The organism is Methylomonas sp. EFPC1 (assembly GCF_016925515.1).
In the GTDB taxonomy this organism is placed as follows: domain Bacteria; phylum Pseudomonadota; class Gammaproteobacteria; order Methylococcales; family Methylomonadaceae; genus Methylomonas; species Methylomonas defluvii.
Window position 1 is genome coordinate 3430495 of the sequence record NZ_CP070494.1, and the last position, 17029, is coordinate 3447523.

Consider the following 17029-nt stretch of genomic DNA (forward strand, 5'->3'; position numbering starts at 1 on the left):
ATCAGGCATAGGTGTCGATTTTGCTGCCTATTCTTGCATCATTATCGCCATCTGTGTCTTTCACAACCGCTTGCACGGGCGGCGTTGCTGCTTGCTGATTGGCTGCGGGCTGTTTCGCTTGGTTGGTGATAGGGAAATACGGTGTTGAACCTACTCCCGATACGGATGACATGATTTATCTCCTCTGGATTGAATAGTACCCGCCATGTTTCGGCTGGCATCCATTTATCGACCGGTTTTACCAAAGCTTTAAACGGGTGCGGCAAGCTAATTCAGCTCACCGCCATGCCCATAAATTCTCAGTCTTTCAGCAGCTGATCGCCTATCGGTAACTGCCGGATCCGCTGCCCGGTGGCGGCAAAAATCGCATTACACAGTGCCGGCGCAATCGGAGGCACGCCCGGTTCGCCAACCCCGCCCAGGGGCGTATCGAATTCGGCGGGCGGCAGCAGATGCACTTTGATTTCGCGTGGCGCGTCATCGATGCGCGTGAGTTGATAAGCATGAAAATTGTCTTGCTGCACGGCGCCGTTTTTAAAACTGATTTCACCGAGCGTCGCCAAGCTGACACCCATGACACAAGCCCCCTCGATCTGCGCACGAATCCGCTCCGGATTGACTTGCGGTCCGCAATCCACCGCCACATCGACTCTAGGGATGCTTAATTTGCCGGCCTCATCCACCGCCACTTCCACGACGACAGCCACATAAGTCACAAAGCTGTAATGCGCGGCCAACCCCAAGCCATGGCCTTTGGGCAACTGCCGGCCCCAGCCGGCTTCGCGAGTGGCCGTCTCGATCACGCGGCGCAGACGGCCGGTATCGACCGGGTAAAGCGCCGGCGATTCGCCGTGGTTCCAGGTGTCATTTAAACTGGTCGGATCGATCCGCCGGGCCGGACCGATTAAATCCAGCAGAAAATCCCGATGATCGCGGCCGGCCGCGGTCGCCATTTCCGCCACAAAGGACTGCACGGCAAACGCATGCGGAATATTGGATACCGAGCGAAACCAGCCGATACGGGTATGCGCGGCGGCCGGCGGATTTTCGATGCGCAGATTGTCGATGGCAAACGGCACGTTAATCACGCCCATCCCCAATTCCACCGGCATCTGTTGCTTGCTGTCCGGTCCGAAAGTAGATGAAATGCTCGGTGCCGCAGTTCTGTGTAGCCAGGCTATCGGTTTGCCTTGCGCATCCAAACCCGCTTCCAAGCGTTCCAAGGACACGGTATGGAAATAGGCATGATGCAGATCGTCCTCGCGGGTCCAGGTCACTTTCACCGGTTTGCCTTGCATCGCTTGCGATAACAAGGCCGCTTCGATGACGTAATCGGGCTTGGATTTACGGCCGAATCCACCACCCAGCAGCGTAACATTCACTGTCACCTTGTCTTCCGGCAGTTTTAGCCATTTCGCGACCTTATCCCGGGTTAACTGCGGCGCCTGGGTACAAGTCCAGATTTCGCAATGGCCCTTGACGATACGTGCCGTCGCTGCCGGCGGTTCCATCGGCGCTTGCGCCAGATGCGGTAAATAATATTCCGCTTCCAGGCGTTTGGCCGCGCCTTGCAAGGCAGCATCGACATCACCTTGTTGGCGCACCACTTTGCCTGGTTGACGGACTGCGGCTTCCAGTTCGGCTTTGTAAGCTAGAGAATCGTAGCTGGCGTGTTCGCCATTGTCCCACTCGATTTTTAAGGCGTTGCGGCCCTGAATAGCCGCCCAGGTGTTGCTGGCAATCACCGCGACGCCACCAAGCGGATTAAATTCGGCCGGTAGCGGACTGCTAGGTAGTTCCACGACCTTTACCACACCCGGCACCTTCAGTGCGGCGCTGGCATCAAATTTTAAAACTGTGCCGCCCAATACCGATGGCCGCGCCACGACGGCGTACAGCAGACCTTTCAGCTGGGTGTCTATGCCGTAAATGGCGCGTCCGGACACAATATCGCGGCCATCGTAAATGCCTTTCCGACCTTTACCGATGTAACGAAAATCCGCCGAATTCTTCAAACGCAAGCTGTCGCGGTCTGGCACCGGCAATTTTGCCGCCGCTTTGGCTAATTCACCGTAGCCCAAGGTTTTGCCGCTGGGGACGTGCAATATCCGGTGTTGCTCGGCGCGGACTTCTGTTACCGGCACGCGCCAACGCGCTGCCGCCGCAGCTTCCAGCATTTGTCTGGCAGCCGCGCCGACTCGGCGCATCGGCATGAAAAAGTGGCGCATGCTGCGTGAGCCGTCGGTGTCTTGATTACCAAAGCGCTTTTCGTCGCCGGGCGCCTGCACGACATGCACCCTGGACCAGTCGGCTTCCAGCTCGTCAGCCACCACCATCGGCAAGCTGGTGCGTATGCCCTGCCCCATCTCGGAACGGTGGCAGATGATATTGACCGCACCGTCGGCGGCAATGGCCACAAACACCAAAGGATTATCGACCCAACCGTGCGGCATCGCATCGGCGCCAAACTTGCCGGCGGCTGCGGGCGCTGCGGCTTCGTCCGCCTTAAGCAAAGTAGGCAGGCCAACGGCCAACACAAAGCCGCTCAGAGCAAACTGCTTGATAAAGGTCCGGCGGCTGACGTTGTCAATCAAATAACCGTCGTCGGTATCGCTTTGCTCGGCATTGGCTTGCAGAAATTCGGCTGAGTTTTTCATGATTGCACCTCTGGTAAACCGGCGGCCTGCTTGATCGCGGCGCGAATCCGCGGATAAGTGCCGCAACGGCATAGATTGCCGCTCATGGCTTTATCGATGTCGGCATCGCTGGGTTGCGGATGATTTTTGAGCAAAGCCGTAGCCGCCATCACTTGCCCGGCCTGGCAGTATCCGCATTGCGGCACGCCCAAATTCAACCAAGCGTCCTGGACTTTTTTACCGGTCTGATCCTGTTCTATCGCTTCGATAGTGACAATTTTTTTGCCCACCGCAGCCGAAATAGGCGTGACACAAGCGCGCGTTGGCTCACCGTCGATATGCACCGTACAGGCGCCGCAGACTGCCATGCCGCAACCGTACTTGGTGCCGGTCAACCCTAATTGGTCGCGCAGCGCCCAAAGCAGTGGTGTGTCAGCGGGCAGATTTATCTTGCGGCTTTTACCGTTGATATTGAGCGTTGTCATGAGTTTTCTCGCTTCGGTCGGCGGTTGATAACGGCGCCGGCACATCCATCAGCAATATCGGCGCGATAGTTCGCAGCATGGTACACGGGCGGGATTGGGCAGTAAAGGCACTTGGCGTTGGAACAAACTAAAACGCTGGTACATGGCGTTTTAGTCATTTGGGGATAAAGAAACTACCAGGAATGATACTGATGACGGGCCTCTAGCTATCTCCCGACCTAGAGGCTTGCGTCACCAGCACCACCCATGATTTGCACCAATCTCCGACAAGCTTGCGATACAAGAAGTCAGAAAATTAGCTTTTACTACATATGGAAAATATGAGGCTGCCGACTATCTTGTCTGATTGCTCTCACGGAAAAAATAAATTTTTCACTGCCCGCAACCTCATGAACTTAGGTTACCGCGGGTAATTTCATAGTCAAGGTGACTTGGAAACAGAATTTATCGAAGGTAAAAAATATTAGCGCTACTTGAAAAAACTCTTGTTTTACCGTCTTCAATAACAAGGTTTTCTGTCCTGAAGCGCCATCGCTCAAGTAACTTTCGATTTAGCAAATAAAGCCGCGCCGACAATACCGGCCTGGTTTAGAAATGCCGCCGGCTTCACCGGCGTTTTTATGCCTATCTGCTCTTTGAATTTATCGAATTTTTTACTCGCGCCGCCGCCCAAAATAATCAAATCGGGCCAGAACAGTTTTTCCATCGTGTTTAGATAAATGTTGAAACGGTTGCCCCAAGATTTCCAACCTAGGTCTTGCAGCTTTCGGGCAGCATCGGATGCGTAACGCTCGGCCTCCAGCCCATTTTCCAGATACACGTGACCCAGTTCCGTATTGGGTAGCAGATGGCCATCGGTAAACAGCGCGGTTCCCAAACCGGTGCCGATAGTGATCAACAAAACCACGCCTTTTTGGTCGGCACCCTCGCCGAAATGCATTTCCGCAATCCCTGCCGCGTCCGCATCGTTTAAGTTGTGACACTCGCAGTTAGTGGCTGCTGAAAACAATTTATCGATATTAGTGCCGATAAAGGCCTTGGAGATGTTGGCGGCCGTGCGCACCACGCCCTGTTGAATCGCGGCCGGAAAACCGCAGCCTATGGGTCCAGTCCAGCCAAAGTGCAATACCAATTGCGCCAGCACTGCGGCTACCGCCTCCGGGGTTGCCGGCTGCGGCGTATCGATCCGGTGCCGTTCGGAGACCAGTTCGCCCGTTAAGGTATCGACAATCGCACCTTTGATACCCGAACCGCCAATATCCACACCAAGAATTTGCATAAAATATCCTGAAAGTTTGCCATGCAGATTAGACATTCTAGGCGAAGAGCAGCTAAGAGCTTAGAAAATTTTCCGTCAAAATGATCGGCAAACAAAGGTTGCAGCTATCGATTTCCGGTGTTGAGTAATTGATGAATCAGGTAACCGTGGTCAATTATTAGCCAATTTACGAGCGCCTGCTTAAATACAGCAACTTGCGCTAACTTTTACCAGCCTACCAACAAGCTTATCCACAGTTTTTGTGGAAAACCCCGATCAGCGCCGACAACACTAACACGCAAAAGCTGTTGCCAAAGCAATTACCGGATTATGTACCCGGATTTCTGTTATAAATGCCGCACAACAATAAAGATAACCAGGAGTACAAAATGATTACAGTGACAATTTACCTCTTAACCATGTTTTTTGCCGGCTACGCGATTTACCACGTACGGAGCAAATAGCCCGTCATGTAGATAAAAAAAAGCCTCTACCGAATACCACGATAGAGGCTATAGAGTGTGCAGTGCCGGAGTCACTGCTTACGAGGGAGGTCACACATAAAACATAAAGCACTAGCGGGTCCAACAAAAATCAAAGTTCTGAAAATTCGCAGCAGCGAACGACAGCGTAGATATAACCAACTCATCCATCGAAAAGTTCCAAATACCCACAGTAAACTGAGGATAGGTAATACTGTTTTTCCTAAGCTTACCTGAAGCGTTTATCTACTCTGCATCAAGCGTTTGCAGTGGCTCTAAACTACGGCTTCACTATAATCCCCTGTCGAAAATTTACAATTAGCCATTTAAGTTATTCATAATTCCCTTTTCATAAACAATAAAACGGGAACTATCGCTGGAATAACCTATCAAGATCGTTTTTGTCCCTGCCGCCCAGAAAGCGGGAATGTGGCGAGATCACCCTACCTTTTTTAGCATTCGCCCCCTTGCTTCCGCCACATCCGCTGGTAGATTGCGGAGTGCTAAATTTGTTGATTCCTGAAACACGTTCCGTCCTCAGAGGGGTGCTTGATAGCCCGTAATCCCCTTCGATGCGAGTTTCTCGCCAACTGCGCGAGTCCCGCATCGCGAGGGGACTTTTTTGCGTAAGCGAATGTAAACTGCGCAAACATTGTGAAAATAAAAAACAAATCAATACAGACCTGCAGGGCTATTGAGTCGCCAGCCTGGATAAAACAAACTCGCTAACACCACTTCCCGGAACAGCCTCATGAATAGCCAACACGAATTCACGCTACTTTACGACGGTCGCTGCCCCATTTGCCGGAAGGAAGTGAACTGGTTACAGTCGCGAAACAAGCATAACAAGCTGGGTTTGCAAGATATTCATGCCGAGGGGTTTAATCCGGCGGACTATGGTAAATCGCTGGACGAATTGATGGCGGAAATCCATGGGGTGAACCCCGATGGCCGCGTAATTAAGGGCATGCCGGTGTTTTACTCTGCTTACAGCGCTGTCGGCCTGGGATGGCTGATTGCACCCACCCGCTGGCCTCTGCTAAAACCGCTGTTTGACCGTCTGTATGCAGGGTTTGCCCGGCACCGTTTACGTTTAGGTACTTTGTTTGGCGCCAAACCCTGCCAAGATGCCAGTTGCAGCATTCGCTCCGGTCATGGAAAAACATGACCCTATTTGACAAGACTCGTTTACATGAAAAACCCCTTAGCACTACTCGGCAGCCTGATTTTGACTGGATGTACGGTGATGGGCATTAGAAGCAGCGCGGAACCGCAATACCAATTGCTCTCGGAACAGGGAGACGTGCAAATCAGGCAATATCCTCCCTTATTGATTGCCGAAACCGTGATCGACGCCGATTACGCGCAAGCCGGCAATATCGGTTTCAATCGCTTGGCCGGCTATATTTTTGGTGGGAATCAGCAAAAGCAACAGATGGCCATGACCGCCCCGGTGTTTCGGGAAAATGCCGGCGAACACATCGCGATGACCGCGCCAGTGTTACAGCAGGCAGTCGATAATAAATGGACGATGGCTTTTGTGATGCCGGACGGTTACAGTCTCGAAACCTTACCAACGCCAATCGATCCCCAAGTGACTATCAAAGCTTTACCCGCGAAAAAAGTCGCGGTGTTGCGCTATTCCGGCAGTCTGACTTTGGAAAAAATTAACGAAAAAAGCCGCCTCTTGATGGCCTGGATCGAACAACAACAGCTCACTGCCTTATCTGCCGCGCGTTCGGCGGCCTATGATCCGCCTTGGACTTTACCTGCCTTACGCCGCAATGAAATTCATATCGACATCGAATAAGGCATTCCGGTGACACATTTGTTAGTGGTGGCACACGGCAGCCGTCGGGAGGATTCCAACCTTGAGATTCGCGAGCTGATAGAAAAACTGCGGCTGATGACTACTCGCTTCGCGGCAATAGACTGTGCTTTTCTGGAAATCGCCGAACTGACTGTCGCGCAAGGCTTACGCCAACAAATAGCCCAGGGCGCGCGGCAGATTGTCGTGATGCCTTATTTCCTGTCAGCGGGACGCCACGTCAGCATCGATATTCCCGAACAAGTGCAAAGGATACGCGACACACATCCGCAAATCGACATACGTATTGCCAACCATTTGGGCGCCACGGAAAAAATCGGCGGCATAGTACTCGATCTGGCCAGTTTGGCTATTTGAACACGGCATTTGCGCATCAATTTCACTGCCGCGAGCAGCCGTTCAATCAGGCTAGCGCCGGTTTCCTAACCTTAAACCAGTAACCGTGATAGACTGCCCGCTGAAAGTTCATCTTCAATATGTAATTCCCTTAGTCCCCGGGCGGACATCGCGACAGCAGTACTGCCGAACCCAGATTTCTCCCCTTATTTTCCCCATTGAGACCTTAATGCCATTTTCCAATCTCGGTTTATCCGAGGCTTTAATAAAAGCTATTGCCGATTCCGGCTACACCACCCCTACACCTATTCAAAGTAAAGCCATACCCGCCGTGTTAACAGGCCGAGACTTACTGGCCGCCGCGCAAACCGGCACCGGCAAGACCGCCGGCTTTACCTTACCGATCTTGCACCGTTTGGCGCAAACCGACTATGGCCGCAATCGGCCCGTGCGCGCCCTGATCTTGACGCCCACACGAGAGTTGGCCGCGCAAGTTGCCGAATCCGTTGCCAAATACGGAGCGCATCAACAACCGCGCTTAAAATCCGAAGTCGTATTCGGCGGCGTGAAGATCAATCCACAAATGATGCGCTTGCGCGGCGGCGTGGACATTCTGACCGCAACGCCGGGTCGTCTGCTGGATTTGGTCAGTCAAAACGCCGTAAAACTGGATAAAGTGGAAATGTTGGTGCTGGACGAAGCTGACCGCATGTTGGACATGGGCTTTATCAAAGACATTCGCAAAATCCTGGCCATGCTGCCGAAAAAACGCCAAAACCTGTTGTTTTCCGCGACTTTTTCCGCCGATATTCGCAAGTTAACCGGCGATTTGCTGGTTAATCCGGTCAAAATTGAAGTGGCCGTCGAAAACGCTGCTGCCGACCTGATCGATCAACGGGTTTATACCGTCAGTAAAACCGCGAAAACCGCCTTGTTGACCCATCTGGTGAAAACCAAAGACTGGCAGCAAGTATTAGTGTTCACCAGTACCAAGCACGGCGCGAATAAACTCACCGAAAAGCTCAACATCGCCAATATCAAAGCCGCGGCGATTCACGGTAATAAAAGCCAGGGCGCCAGAACCAGCGCTTTGGCCGGTTTCAAAGCCGGTGACATTCGCGTGTTGGTCGCGACCGACGTGGCAGCACGCGGCATCGATATTGCCCAATTGCCGCATGTGGTGAATTTTGAATTACCGCGCTCGTCCGCCGATTATGTACACCGCATCGGCAGAACCGGCCGCGCCGGACAAAACGGCCAGGCGGTTTCGCTGGTATCGCAAGACGAATATCAGGCCTTGCGTCTGGTGGAAAAACTGATAGGTCTGCAAATCCCCCGAGAGCAGGTAGACGGCTTCGCGGCCGCTTAACTTATGTCAATCCCCGCTCGCCCCCAGATCACGTTGGTGAGCGTGCAAAAACCTAGGATGCATCGCTGTTCCGTCAAGTGTTTTATCGACAGAACGGCGCGACATATTGGACTGCAATTCACCGCAGTAAAATCTTACCCGCACTTGCCTGTCGGCTTTTCGCTGGTAGATTCTTGCTCGCAGTGGATTAGTTTCAATATTTCCTAGTTAATGCTCCCGCCAGCTCGATCAAAGCAATACAGCGCATCGTTGCTGAGCCGGCGGGAGCACTTTTATCCCTAATCAATGCACCAACAGAGGTTTATCATGCCGTTCGCTCACCAACCACCTCCTCCTCGTCCCGGCTGGAATTATCAAAGCTATTTTTTAAATCAGTTGAACAAGCAAAAGCAGGCTAAGGAAGCTACGTCGGCTTAATAGCGATTTAAAATTTTACCGCGTGCCGGGTCAAAGGCATTTGGCCCCTGGCAAACTTGAGGCGAAAACTCAATGGAAAATTGCCGCCGGTCATGGTCAGCCTTCTTCTAGTGAAAACACGCCATGCAGGTTACAGGTATTTGAGCCAAGGCCAATCAGGCTTGCGGGCTTTTAAGGCTTCAAAACTTCGGCAAACCGGATACAGCGTTAGCACCACTAACACCCAAATGCCATAAACCACCGGCAAACCATAGCCGTAGCCTTGCGGCAGCTCCGGCACCCAAATACCGCCACCGATTATTGCTGACACAGGTCCGTCTGTGACCGCCGCCACCAATACTGCCAGACCATGAATCAGGTACAAGTGCAGTAGATAAAATAACAACGGATTCCTGCCGAATACTTGCAAAACACCGAAGCGTTCCGCGGACTTGCCCTCAGCCAGCCCCAAAATCAGCAGCGCCGGTCCCAAAGTCATTAACAGATACAATAAGGACGGCGGGTATTTATGACAGTTGATAAACGACAATACGCTAAATACCGGGTCTGGATAGCTTTGCCATGGTTTGGGGTCACCGTAAACATTGCTGAAACGCAAAACCAAAAACACCCATAGCAGGGTTAGACCTAAAGTAAACAGCCGGCGCCGTGTGCGCCAGGCATTGTCAATCAATAAATTGCCAAAACCGAAGCCAACCGCCATCACCCCTATCCACGGAATCAATGGATAGTAAGGATTCAATAGCCAGCCGTCACCGAACGGCACATCGTCACCGGTATGCAGCACGGCCCATAAGGGACCAAAACCACCCAAATCAGCTGGCTTGACTGCATCGAAGGCATTATGCCCGACGATCATGGCTGCACCGAAGGCTACACACCAAGCCAGCGGCAACTTCACCAGCCCGGCCAAGGCGATCATCGACCAAGCAATTGCCCATAACACACCGCCGTCAATATGCCGCAGATCGGCGCGAAAATTCCACGACCAGGCTTCCACGGTACAGGTTAAAACCAACAGCAATAGGCCACGTTCCAGCAAAAACCGGCTCAACGGTGCATCCGCTCCCCGGCGACTCTGCCATAGATACGCGCTGGTACCGGCCAAAAACACGAACACCGGCGCGCAGAAATGCGTGATCCAACGGGTCAGAAACAAGGCCACTGAGGTCTTATCCAGATCGGTGGGACTAAAACGGCTGTCGCTGAAAAAATCGCGAGTGTGATCCAACGTCATCAATACCACGACCAGGCCGCGCAAGATGTCGATAGACGCCAAGCGTGTTGAAGATGAATTGCTATCCAAAATAATTTGCCCCAGATGATTGGCTGTCGAAGACGTCGAGGGTAAGATCGATGAACAAAAAACTCAAGGGGAGATGCCATGAGCGAATCACGAATCGCTTGCGATTTACACGACTATATCGAAATTGCCTGTCTATACGGCTATCGGGTCAGATTGACATTAAAGGATCAAAGAATCGTCGAGGGCCGGGCACTGAATGTAGTGACTGAAGAAAGACACGAATTTCTATTGTTAGAAGATAGCCCTGCCGGAAAAATCGCGCTGGATCAACTGGCAAAACTGCAAGTACTGACATCGAACGCACGATTTACCGAGGTAATTTTCTAAAGATAAGCAACAGCACTGGTTATACTGGCCGCTTTTATCCGTAAAACCACACGCCGTTCCATGTTAGAAATTTATTTAGACAGCGCCGATGTCGCCGGCATCAAAAACCTTTGCCCAGCTTTGCCCTTGGCGGGCGTTACTACCAATCCGTCGATTATGGCCGCCAGCGGTATGGGCCTACAGGAACTACTACCTGCGCTGACAGACATCATCGGCCCACAGGCGCGGTTTCATGTGCAAGTACTTAGTAGCTCGGTTGACGGTATCATTGCGGAAGCACATAAACTTCATGAATTGCCGTTCGACATTATCGTCAAAATACCCGCGCATACCGCTGGTTTGAGTGCTATCAAACAGCTGAAAAAAGCTAATATCCCGCTGTTAGCCACTGCGATTTACAACGTGCAGCAAGGGATGCTTGCTGCGCTGCATGGCGCGGATTACCTGGCGCCTTATCTCAACCGGATCGACAATCAAGGCTTTGACGGCATTGCCGTCGTCAGCGATTTGCAGACCTTCATCGACCGCTACCAATTGCCCAGCAAACTTTTGGTTGCCAGCTTCAAGAATGTCAATCAGGTGTTGCAGGTGTTAAAACTTGGCGTTGGCGCAGTCACGTTGCCGCTGGACATTGCCCAGCAAATCTTGACCACTCCCGCTACCGACACCGCCGTTGAGAAATTCAGCCACGACTGGCAATCGGCATTTGCCGATAAACTGTCTTTTGAAAGCTAAAGTGGCTTGAGAAGATTTGGAGAACTCTGTAAACAACTGCGCCCTTCTCCGAATACCGCCACTACAAAGCTTTGGCAAGCTTTTCGCGTCAATTGTTGTCATAACAGGGTACAATTAGACCAACATTATATTGATTTGCTTTGCGGCTAAACTTAAGCGCAAAGCGCACAATAAACACCCAATTCGAACCCTATTCGTGTAACCATGACAACTCAATCGCACGCCCTGAAAAATTCGCGCCATAGGTATGCCAGGTTAGCGTTGGCGGCCTGTATTTATTATGCGGGAACGGAGCAGGCATGGAGCGCAGATATGCCGGCTACAGTGCCGGAAACCAGTCTGCCTTCGATAAACAGCGTTCCTGAAGTCGTTAATCCTATCCCTGCCGACAACCCGATTGGCGCCATTCTGCTTAGCAAACGACATCCGCTGTTGTTACGCGCCGACTTTAGCCGCGTTAGCGAACTTGTTAGCCAAATCTACCTGAGCACTCAATTTCAACCGATCTGGTTTACAGCAAATCGCTCGGAAAAAAACCTTAACGATTTATTGAGCATATTAAACAATGCATCCAATGATGCGTTGAATCCTGCCAATTATGATGTTGACCGCCTGAAACAGCTGATCAATGAACCAAATCCGGATAGTGCGGCCGTTGCGGGATACGATGTGGCTTTGACCGTATCTATGGCGCGTTATCTACACGATTTGCGGCACGGCCAAGTGGATCCACGCGATGTTGAGTATCCGGTACACATCGCCCCCAAACCCGCTTTGGACTTGGCTGGCTTGTTGAAACAACACTTGGCAGCGCAAACATTGACCGAGGTAGTCGGTCAGTTTGAGCCTAAAACCAAACAATACCAACAACTCAAACAAATTTTCACCCGCTTGCAGCAGTTGGGAAATCAAACGGGGGCTCAGGAATTCAAGCCCGGCAAAATGCTACGTCCCGGCGATAAACATCCGCATATCGTGCATTTGCGCCAACGGCTACGGGACATGGCCTTACTGGACAATAATAATGCCGCCGACAGTAAAACTTACGACAACGATTTGGTTGCCGCCGTCAAAAAGGTTCAGCAACAACAAGGTTTAACGGCCGATGGCGTGATTGGCTCGGCCACTGCGGCATTATTCAATCAATCTTCGAGCGAAAAAATCGCCCAGATCGCGCTAGCCATGGAGCGCGCGCGCTGGATTCCGGACACCACCGACGGGCCGATGATTGTGGTTAATATCCCGGCATTTGAGTTATGGGCGTTCAATTCAGTTGACGATCCCAACCCGCTGAACATGAAAGTGGTAGTAGGGAAATCCCCGAGCAACCAAACGCCGGTACTTTGGGAAGAAATGAAGTATTTGGAATTTATGCCTTACTGGAACATTCCAAAAACTATTTATGAAAAAGAAATTCTGCCAAAAGCAGCCAATAACCAAGGCTATTTAGCCAGCCAGGAAATAGAACTGGTAAGACACCAAAACAGTGAAGAGAAAGGCGGTGGCAGTTATTTACGCGCGCGCCAGCGGCCTGGCAAGAAAAATCCGTTAGGACGGGTTAAGTTCGTATTTCCCAATACCGCCGATGTGTATTTACACGACACCCCAGGCCATGCCGCATTTAACCGCCCTCGTCGGGATTTAAGCCATGGTTGCGTGCGGGTATCGGCGCCGGAACAATTAGCCGAATTTGTTTTGGGTGATCAGGCCGGCTGGGACAAAGAATCTATCAAGCAAGCAATGTCGGCCCCTAAAACCCGCCACGTGACGCTAAAACGTGCCGTACCGGTACTGTTTTATTACGGCACGACATTTGTCGACCATCAAAACCAGTTACGTTTCTACCCGGACGTTTACGGCCAGGACGAACAACTGAAAAAGGCCTTGGACAAAATCCATGCGCCGACAACGGCTAGTTCGACAGCGAATAATCAAATAGTGATGAGCAAAAGCACGGACGTCGGCACTAATCCATAAACAGGAAAATCGAGCAGACATAAAAAAAGCGCCGCAAATGGCGCTTTTTTTATGAGCGAACGACTCTATAACTTCCAGGTTCTGAAGGTTCCCGTGTCCAGATGGATAAAGTTTGACTCAGGGTAATATCCAACGCCGCCACGGTGCATAGCCAGTGCCGCGCCATGAATACGCCGAAGGTCAAAGCGCTCGATACGAATATCCACTGCCCGCCCCTGCATGTGGAAGCTATTGTTCGCAACACCGGAATTCTCGGCATGCAGTTTAGCGTTGGTCAATGGCGAACGATAACCGCAAATAACATCAAAAGGTTGATTTAAACCCAAAATTTGTTTCAAATCGTGTAACTGATCCAGTAACTCCGGATCAATAGGATGCACATCGTCGGTACGATAATCGCGCAACAAAAAGCTGATTTCATCCAGGGCATCGCTAAGGTAACGACCTCTTTCAAAATACGTCAGGCTCAATTTGTCCCCAGTATGCGGATTTTGAAAAGCCAAGGCCCGGTGAGTTGCAAAACGCCCGTGATCCGCTAAAAACAACGAATCTTGGCTAGGCTCCATGAATGATTCTCTTGGTGCCGGCTGAATAATAGAATGCACTCTACCGCCCTGATTACCATGTCGATTGGCATGGTAGGAAGCCGTGTTTACGTGTTGTTTTTTGCCTGTATAAATATCTCGTACACGAGACTCATGTAGGGAGTGGCGTTCTGCATGGGCTGTATGCAGCTGTCCATGCTGGCCGGCTACAGGCCTAAGGTTATTGCCGCCAGCGCTTTTGCTTAGTTTGGCAGGTTGACGAACAGCCTTAGTCGCTTGAATGGCTCCATGTTTAGGCAAGCGCACTGCACTCCTTGCCGACTTCTCCAGTCGATGGTTTTTATCCGCTTTTACCGCTACGCTTTTCGCAGCATGAACGACGCCGGGCATCGCAATAGATAAAACCGCACCAACAGCCAGACGCCCAAAGAAGCTGCGTCGAGACAGCTCTACGTCGTCTTGCTTATTGTCTTGATTTTCTAAATTATGTCTCAGCATCCATAATCTCCTGATTCAACATCATTCGGATAGTGATGATTCCGAAGGCTAATGCCTAACGGGCTTTTGCAATTATAGCACTCTGTCACATTTCAAATTCGCTTTTGCCGACATTTTGCCGCAAGGATTGCTTACAAAGGAGACACGTGCAAACGTTCAATCAGCATCAAATTGCCACTCAATACCGCTTGAAACCTCGCTTTCTCTGCTTACTATTCGCGCTGATAGCATTTTACCGACCGCTGTAAAAGCAACAGCAACAGCCTGACAAACGCGAACAATTTAACCCCTTTGATATGCCAATACAGTCAAGCCGCATCATATTGAAATACTCAATTCCTGCCAGTAAGGTAGCGTAAAAGCTGACTTGAAAATTAAGCCACCAAAACTTGCGGGGGACAAACTACCCCGTAAAACGAAAGCGCCAGCGTTGTGAATAGGCCTGTTTTCTTGCCATTTTTTTGATAAAAACACAAAATAATTTTAACTACGAACCGCTTATCACAGAAGCTTTTTGCTAGAAAGCGTATGGTATCTCGACTGCAAACCATTGGAGAACGACATGGAAAAACTAATTAAACCCCAAAATCAACTGACACTGTCTCAACAGCTCTGTCATTCCTTTTTTTCCCAAAAAGGCTACGATCCTTTTATAAACTTTCATTCGCACGATGGCAGCGCAATGTACGACTCTTACTTACATCATCAAAGGAGTTTTGCATCCGGGATAACAGGGCAAAATTGCCAAATCAGTTTTGTAAGCAAATTCACCAAATTGGAGTAATACACAACGGCGAACATAAAAGCCGCAACCGATTACTCAAACTAGTGAAGCGTCACGGATAAATAATCGGCCTGTGCCAACAGCAGTAGACTTAGCAATCTCGACACCTAACCCATATCAGTCATTAGCTTGGCACAAGCCGCTTTATCAACACATTAGGATATGAGCATCAACAGTTCTGATGCAGTTTTTTTATAGCCCATTGCCCGCATTCACTTAGGCAGTAGCAACCTAGCCCTCTCTACGTTATATTCATCGGTAAAAGCGATAGACGCTAACCTTTGATGCTACCCAATTTACTTGTGACTACTCTATTTCAAATCCCGGAAAATCATCCGCAACGGTTTATATTACATAACGAGGTTCATGCCAGAGCCTCGTCTATTCTCAGCTTGCCGGTCAGGGCCAGTTACCTGGCGCTGGCGTTATCAAGCGATGAAAAAATGCAGGAACGTCGGCATTTGAAAGCACTTTGCGAACGGTTTGGAACTGTACCACCCGACCTAGATGCAGACCACTTTAGCGCGAGCTTCGATGCGTTCCAGATGAGTTGGGAGCAACACGGCGAATTCAGTACCTACAGTTTTTATGCCTACGACATAGACACAGAGCCGTTTGCAGCTCCTGCTTTAAAAAAAGTCCCGGTCGATTGGTTATCGCAGATCAGCGGAAAAGTGATTGTTGCCGCACACGCCAGCATCGTTTCCGCCGAGGAGGTTAATTATCAGGATGAAATGGATTTATCCCCGTTAACCGCCTACTTTGCCGGCAACCCAATCGTTGGTTCAAAAGTAACCGGCGGCGCGGCAGCCGTATTTACCGATTTCCGGATTCATGTTGATGGCTTTAGCCGTTTCTTAGTGGTTAATCAAAACTTGAGAACCGCGCAGGCCGGACGCTTATTGCATCGTTTGTTCGATATTGAAGTTTACCGAGTGATGGCGCTGTTGGCGTTTCCTATCGCGCGCAAACTGTATCCGGAATTAAAAAAGGCTGATCGGCAGCTGTATACCATTACTAATTCGATGACCCAGCCGGATAACGACGACGCTAAACTATTGGATGAATTAACGGCATTAGCGGCTGAAGTTGAGAATCACATTTCCACTCATCAATTTCGTTTTGCCGCAGCCAGCGCATATTACCAATTGGTCGGCCAACGCCTGGAAGACTTGCGCGAAGTGCGGATTCAGGGCATTCAAACCTTGGGCGAATTCATGAAACGGCGTATGGAACCGGCGATGCATACCTGCAATTCCGTATCCCACCGCTTCACCCTGGTTTCCGAGCGCGTCAGCAATGCCAGCCAGTTGTTACGCACCAAAGTCGACATTATTATCGAGCGGCAAAACCAGGGCCTGTTATCCTCCATGGCCCTGCGTGCAAAAATGCAGTTGCGCATGCAACAAATGGTGGAAGGCATTTCGATGGTAGCTATCACCTATTATGCAGCGAGCCTAATCGGCAAAATCGCCGAAGCATTGCACAGTTTAGGATGGCACGTAGACGCCGAGTTGGTGGAAGGCGCATCGATTCCGTTTATTTTGGTCATCATCGGCATAAGTACTAAGCGAATTCACAAGATCATCGCCAGTACGACGGAATGAATACCATCCCATCATGGTGCGCGCCGTAAACCAGCCAAATATTGAACAGGACGAAGATGACATTTATTTATAAAAATCATGCCATTAGATGGTTTTAAGGATAGACTGATTAAGCCCGGCCGGACGACTTTCAGGCAGTCCGAACAATCCCCTCCAAATCTTCGTGGTTTTTTGTGCGCAGAGCTTCGGCTACAATCGCCGGGCTTTCTTTAAACCGTGATTACAATTCGAGGAATCTATCAATGGCAGAGTATAGAAAATACAAATGCAAAACCTGCGGCCACGTTTACGACGAGCAGTTGGGCGATCCCCGCAACGGCGTGGCCCCCGGCACTCGTTGGGAAGATGTTCCAGAAGATTGGGGCTGCCCTAAATGCGGGGCGGTAAAATCTATGTTTACGCTGGTACGTTAACAAGCGTCTAACGCAGTCAATAAAAA

15 protein-coding genes are annotated in these 17029 nt (G+C 50.6%); 9 read left to right on the forward strand and 6 right to left on the reverse strand.

Annotated features, from left to right (window positions below; translation table 11 throughout):
• Position 1: 1 nt before the first annotated feature.
• The 4 genes from JWZ98_RS15780 to JWZ98_RS15795 form a co-directional block, all read right to left on the reverse strand.
• Positions 2-172, reverse strand: coding sequence for a hypothetical protein (locus tag JWZ98_RS15780; protein ID WP_165385976.1), 171 nt, complete (start codon positions 170-172; stop codon positions 2-4).
• 127 nt (positions 173-299) lie between these two features.
• Positions 300-2657, reverse strand: coding sequence for a xanthine dehydrogenase family protein molybdopterin-binding subunit (locus tag JWZ98_RS15785; RefSeq protein WP_051669657.1), 2358 nt, complete (start codon positions 2655-2657; stop codon positions 300-302).
• A complete protein-coding gene (locus JWZ98_RS15790; protein ID WP_033155785.1) occupies positions 2654-3121 on the reverse strand; it encodes a (2Fe-2S)-binding protein in 468 nt (155 codons plus the stop codon). The genes JWZ98_RS15785 and JWZ98_RS15790 overlap by 4 nt, the downstream gene beginning before the upstream one ends.
• 535 nt (positions 3122-3656) lie before the next feature.
• Positions 3657-4400: a polyphosphate--glucose phosphotransferase gene (locus JWZ98_RS15795; RefSeq protein WP_033155439.1), complete on the reverse strand. Its 744-nt coding sequence runs from the start codon at positions 4398-4400 to the stop codon at positions 3657-3659.
• 1212 nt (positions 4401-5612) lie between these two features.
• Here JWZ98_RS15795 and JWZ98_RS15800 point away from each other — a divergent pair.
• The 4 genes from JWZ98_RS15800 to JWZ98_RS15815 all read left to right on the forward strand — a co-directional run bounded on the left by JWZ98_RS15800 (position 5613) and on the right by JWZ98_RS15815 (position 8394).
• Positions 5613-6029 carry a DUF393 domain-containing protein gene (locus JWZ98_RS15800; RefSeq protein ID WP_033155440.1) on the forward strand — a complete coding sequence of 139 codons (417 nt, stop codon included), beginning with the start codon at positions 5613-5615 and terminating at the stop codon, positions 6027-6029.
• A 24-nt stretch (positions 6030-6053) separates the two neighbouring features.
• The gene (locus JWZ98_RS15805) at positions 6054-6671 is read left to right on the forward strand and encodes a heme-binding protein (RefSeq protein ID WP_033155441.1); all 618 of its coding nucleotides are present in this window, start codon (positions 6054-6056) and stop codon (positions 6669-6671) included.
• Between the two features lie 9 nt (positions 6672-6680).
• Positions 6681-7046, forward strand: coding sequence for a CbiX/SirB N-terminal domain-containing protein (locus tag JWZ98_RS15810; protein ID WP_033155442.1), 366 nt, complete (start codon positions 6681-6683; stop codon positions 7044-7046).
• Positions 7047-7254: 208 nt separating this feature from the next.
• Positions 7255-8394, forward strand: coding sequence for a DEAD/DEAH box helicase (locus JWZ98_RS15815; protein WP_026604005.1), 1140 nt, complete (start codon positions 7255-7257; stop codon positions 8392-8394).
• 547 nt (positions 8395-8941) lie between these two features.
• Here JWZ98_RS15815 and JWZ98_RS15820 read toward each other — a convergent pair.
• Entirely contained in the window at positions 8942-10117 is a 1176-nt protein-coding gene (locus JWZ98_RS15820; RefSeq protein ID WP_033155443.1) for a heparan-alpha-glucosaminide N-acetyltransferase domain-containing protein, read from the reverse strand.
• A 78-nt stretch (positions 10118-10195) separates the two neighbouring features.
• Between JWZ98_RS15820 and JWZ98_RS15825 the strand changes: the two genes are divergently transcribed.
• From JWZ98_RS15825 to JWZ98_RS15835, 3 genes are all read left to right on the forward strand, one after another.
• Entirely contained in the window at positions 10196-10444 is a 249-nt protein-coding gene (locus tag JWZ98_RS15825) for a Rho-binding antiterminator (RefSeq protein WP_033155444.1), read from the forward strand.
• A gap of 60 nt (positions 10445-10504) precedes the next feature.
• Complete coding sequence (locus JWZ98_RS15830) at positions 10505-11179, forward strand: transaldolase family protein (RefSeq protein WP_033155445.1); 675 nt, start codon at positions 10505-10507, stop codon at positions 11177-11179.
• Between the two features lie 204 nt (positions 11180-11383).
• Positions 11384-13156: a L,D-transpeptidase family protein gene (locus JWZ98_RS15835; protein WP_225892878.1), complete on the forward strand. Its 1773-nt coding sequence runs from the start codon at positions 11384-11386 to the stop codon at positions 13154-13156.
• A gap of 65 nt (positions 13157-13221) precedes the next feature.
• On the opposite strand, the gene JWZ98_RS15840 is transcribed toward JWZ98_RS15835, so the two are convergent.
• Positions 13222-14199, reverse strand: a complete 978-nt coding sequence (locus JWZ98_RS15840) for a DUF882 domain-containing protein (protein WP_033155447.1) — start codon at positions 14197-14199, stop codon at positions 13222-13224.
• A gap of 1086 nt (positions 14200-15285) precedes the next feature.
• Here JWZ98_RS15840 and JWZ98_RS15845 point away from each other — a divergent pair.
• The gene (locus tag JWZ98_RS15845; RefSeq protein WP_225892879.1) at positions 15286-16590 is read left to right on the forward strand and encodes a DUF3422 domain-containing protein; all 1305 of its coding nucleotides are present in this window, start codon (positions 15286-15288) and stop codon (positions 16588-16590) included.
• Positions 16591-16832: 242 nt separating this feature from the next.
• Positions 16833-17003: a rubredoxin gene (locus tag JWZ98_RS15850; RefSeq protein WP_084153209.1), complete on the forward strand. Its 171-nt coding sequence runs from the start codon at positions 16833-16835 to the stop codon at positions 17001-17003.
• The last annotated feature ends 26 nt before the right edge of the window (positions 17004-17029 follow it).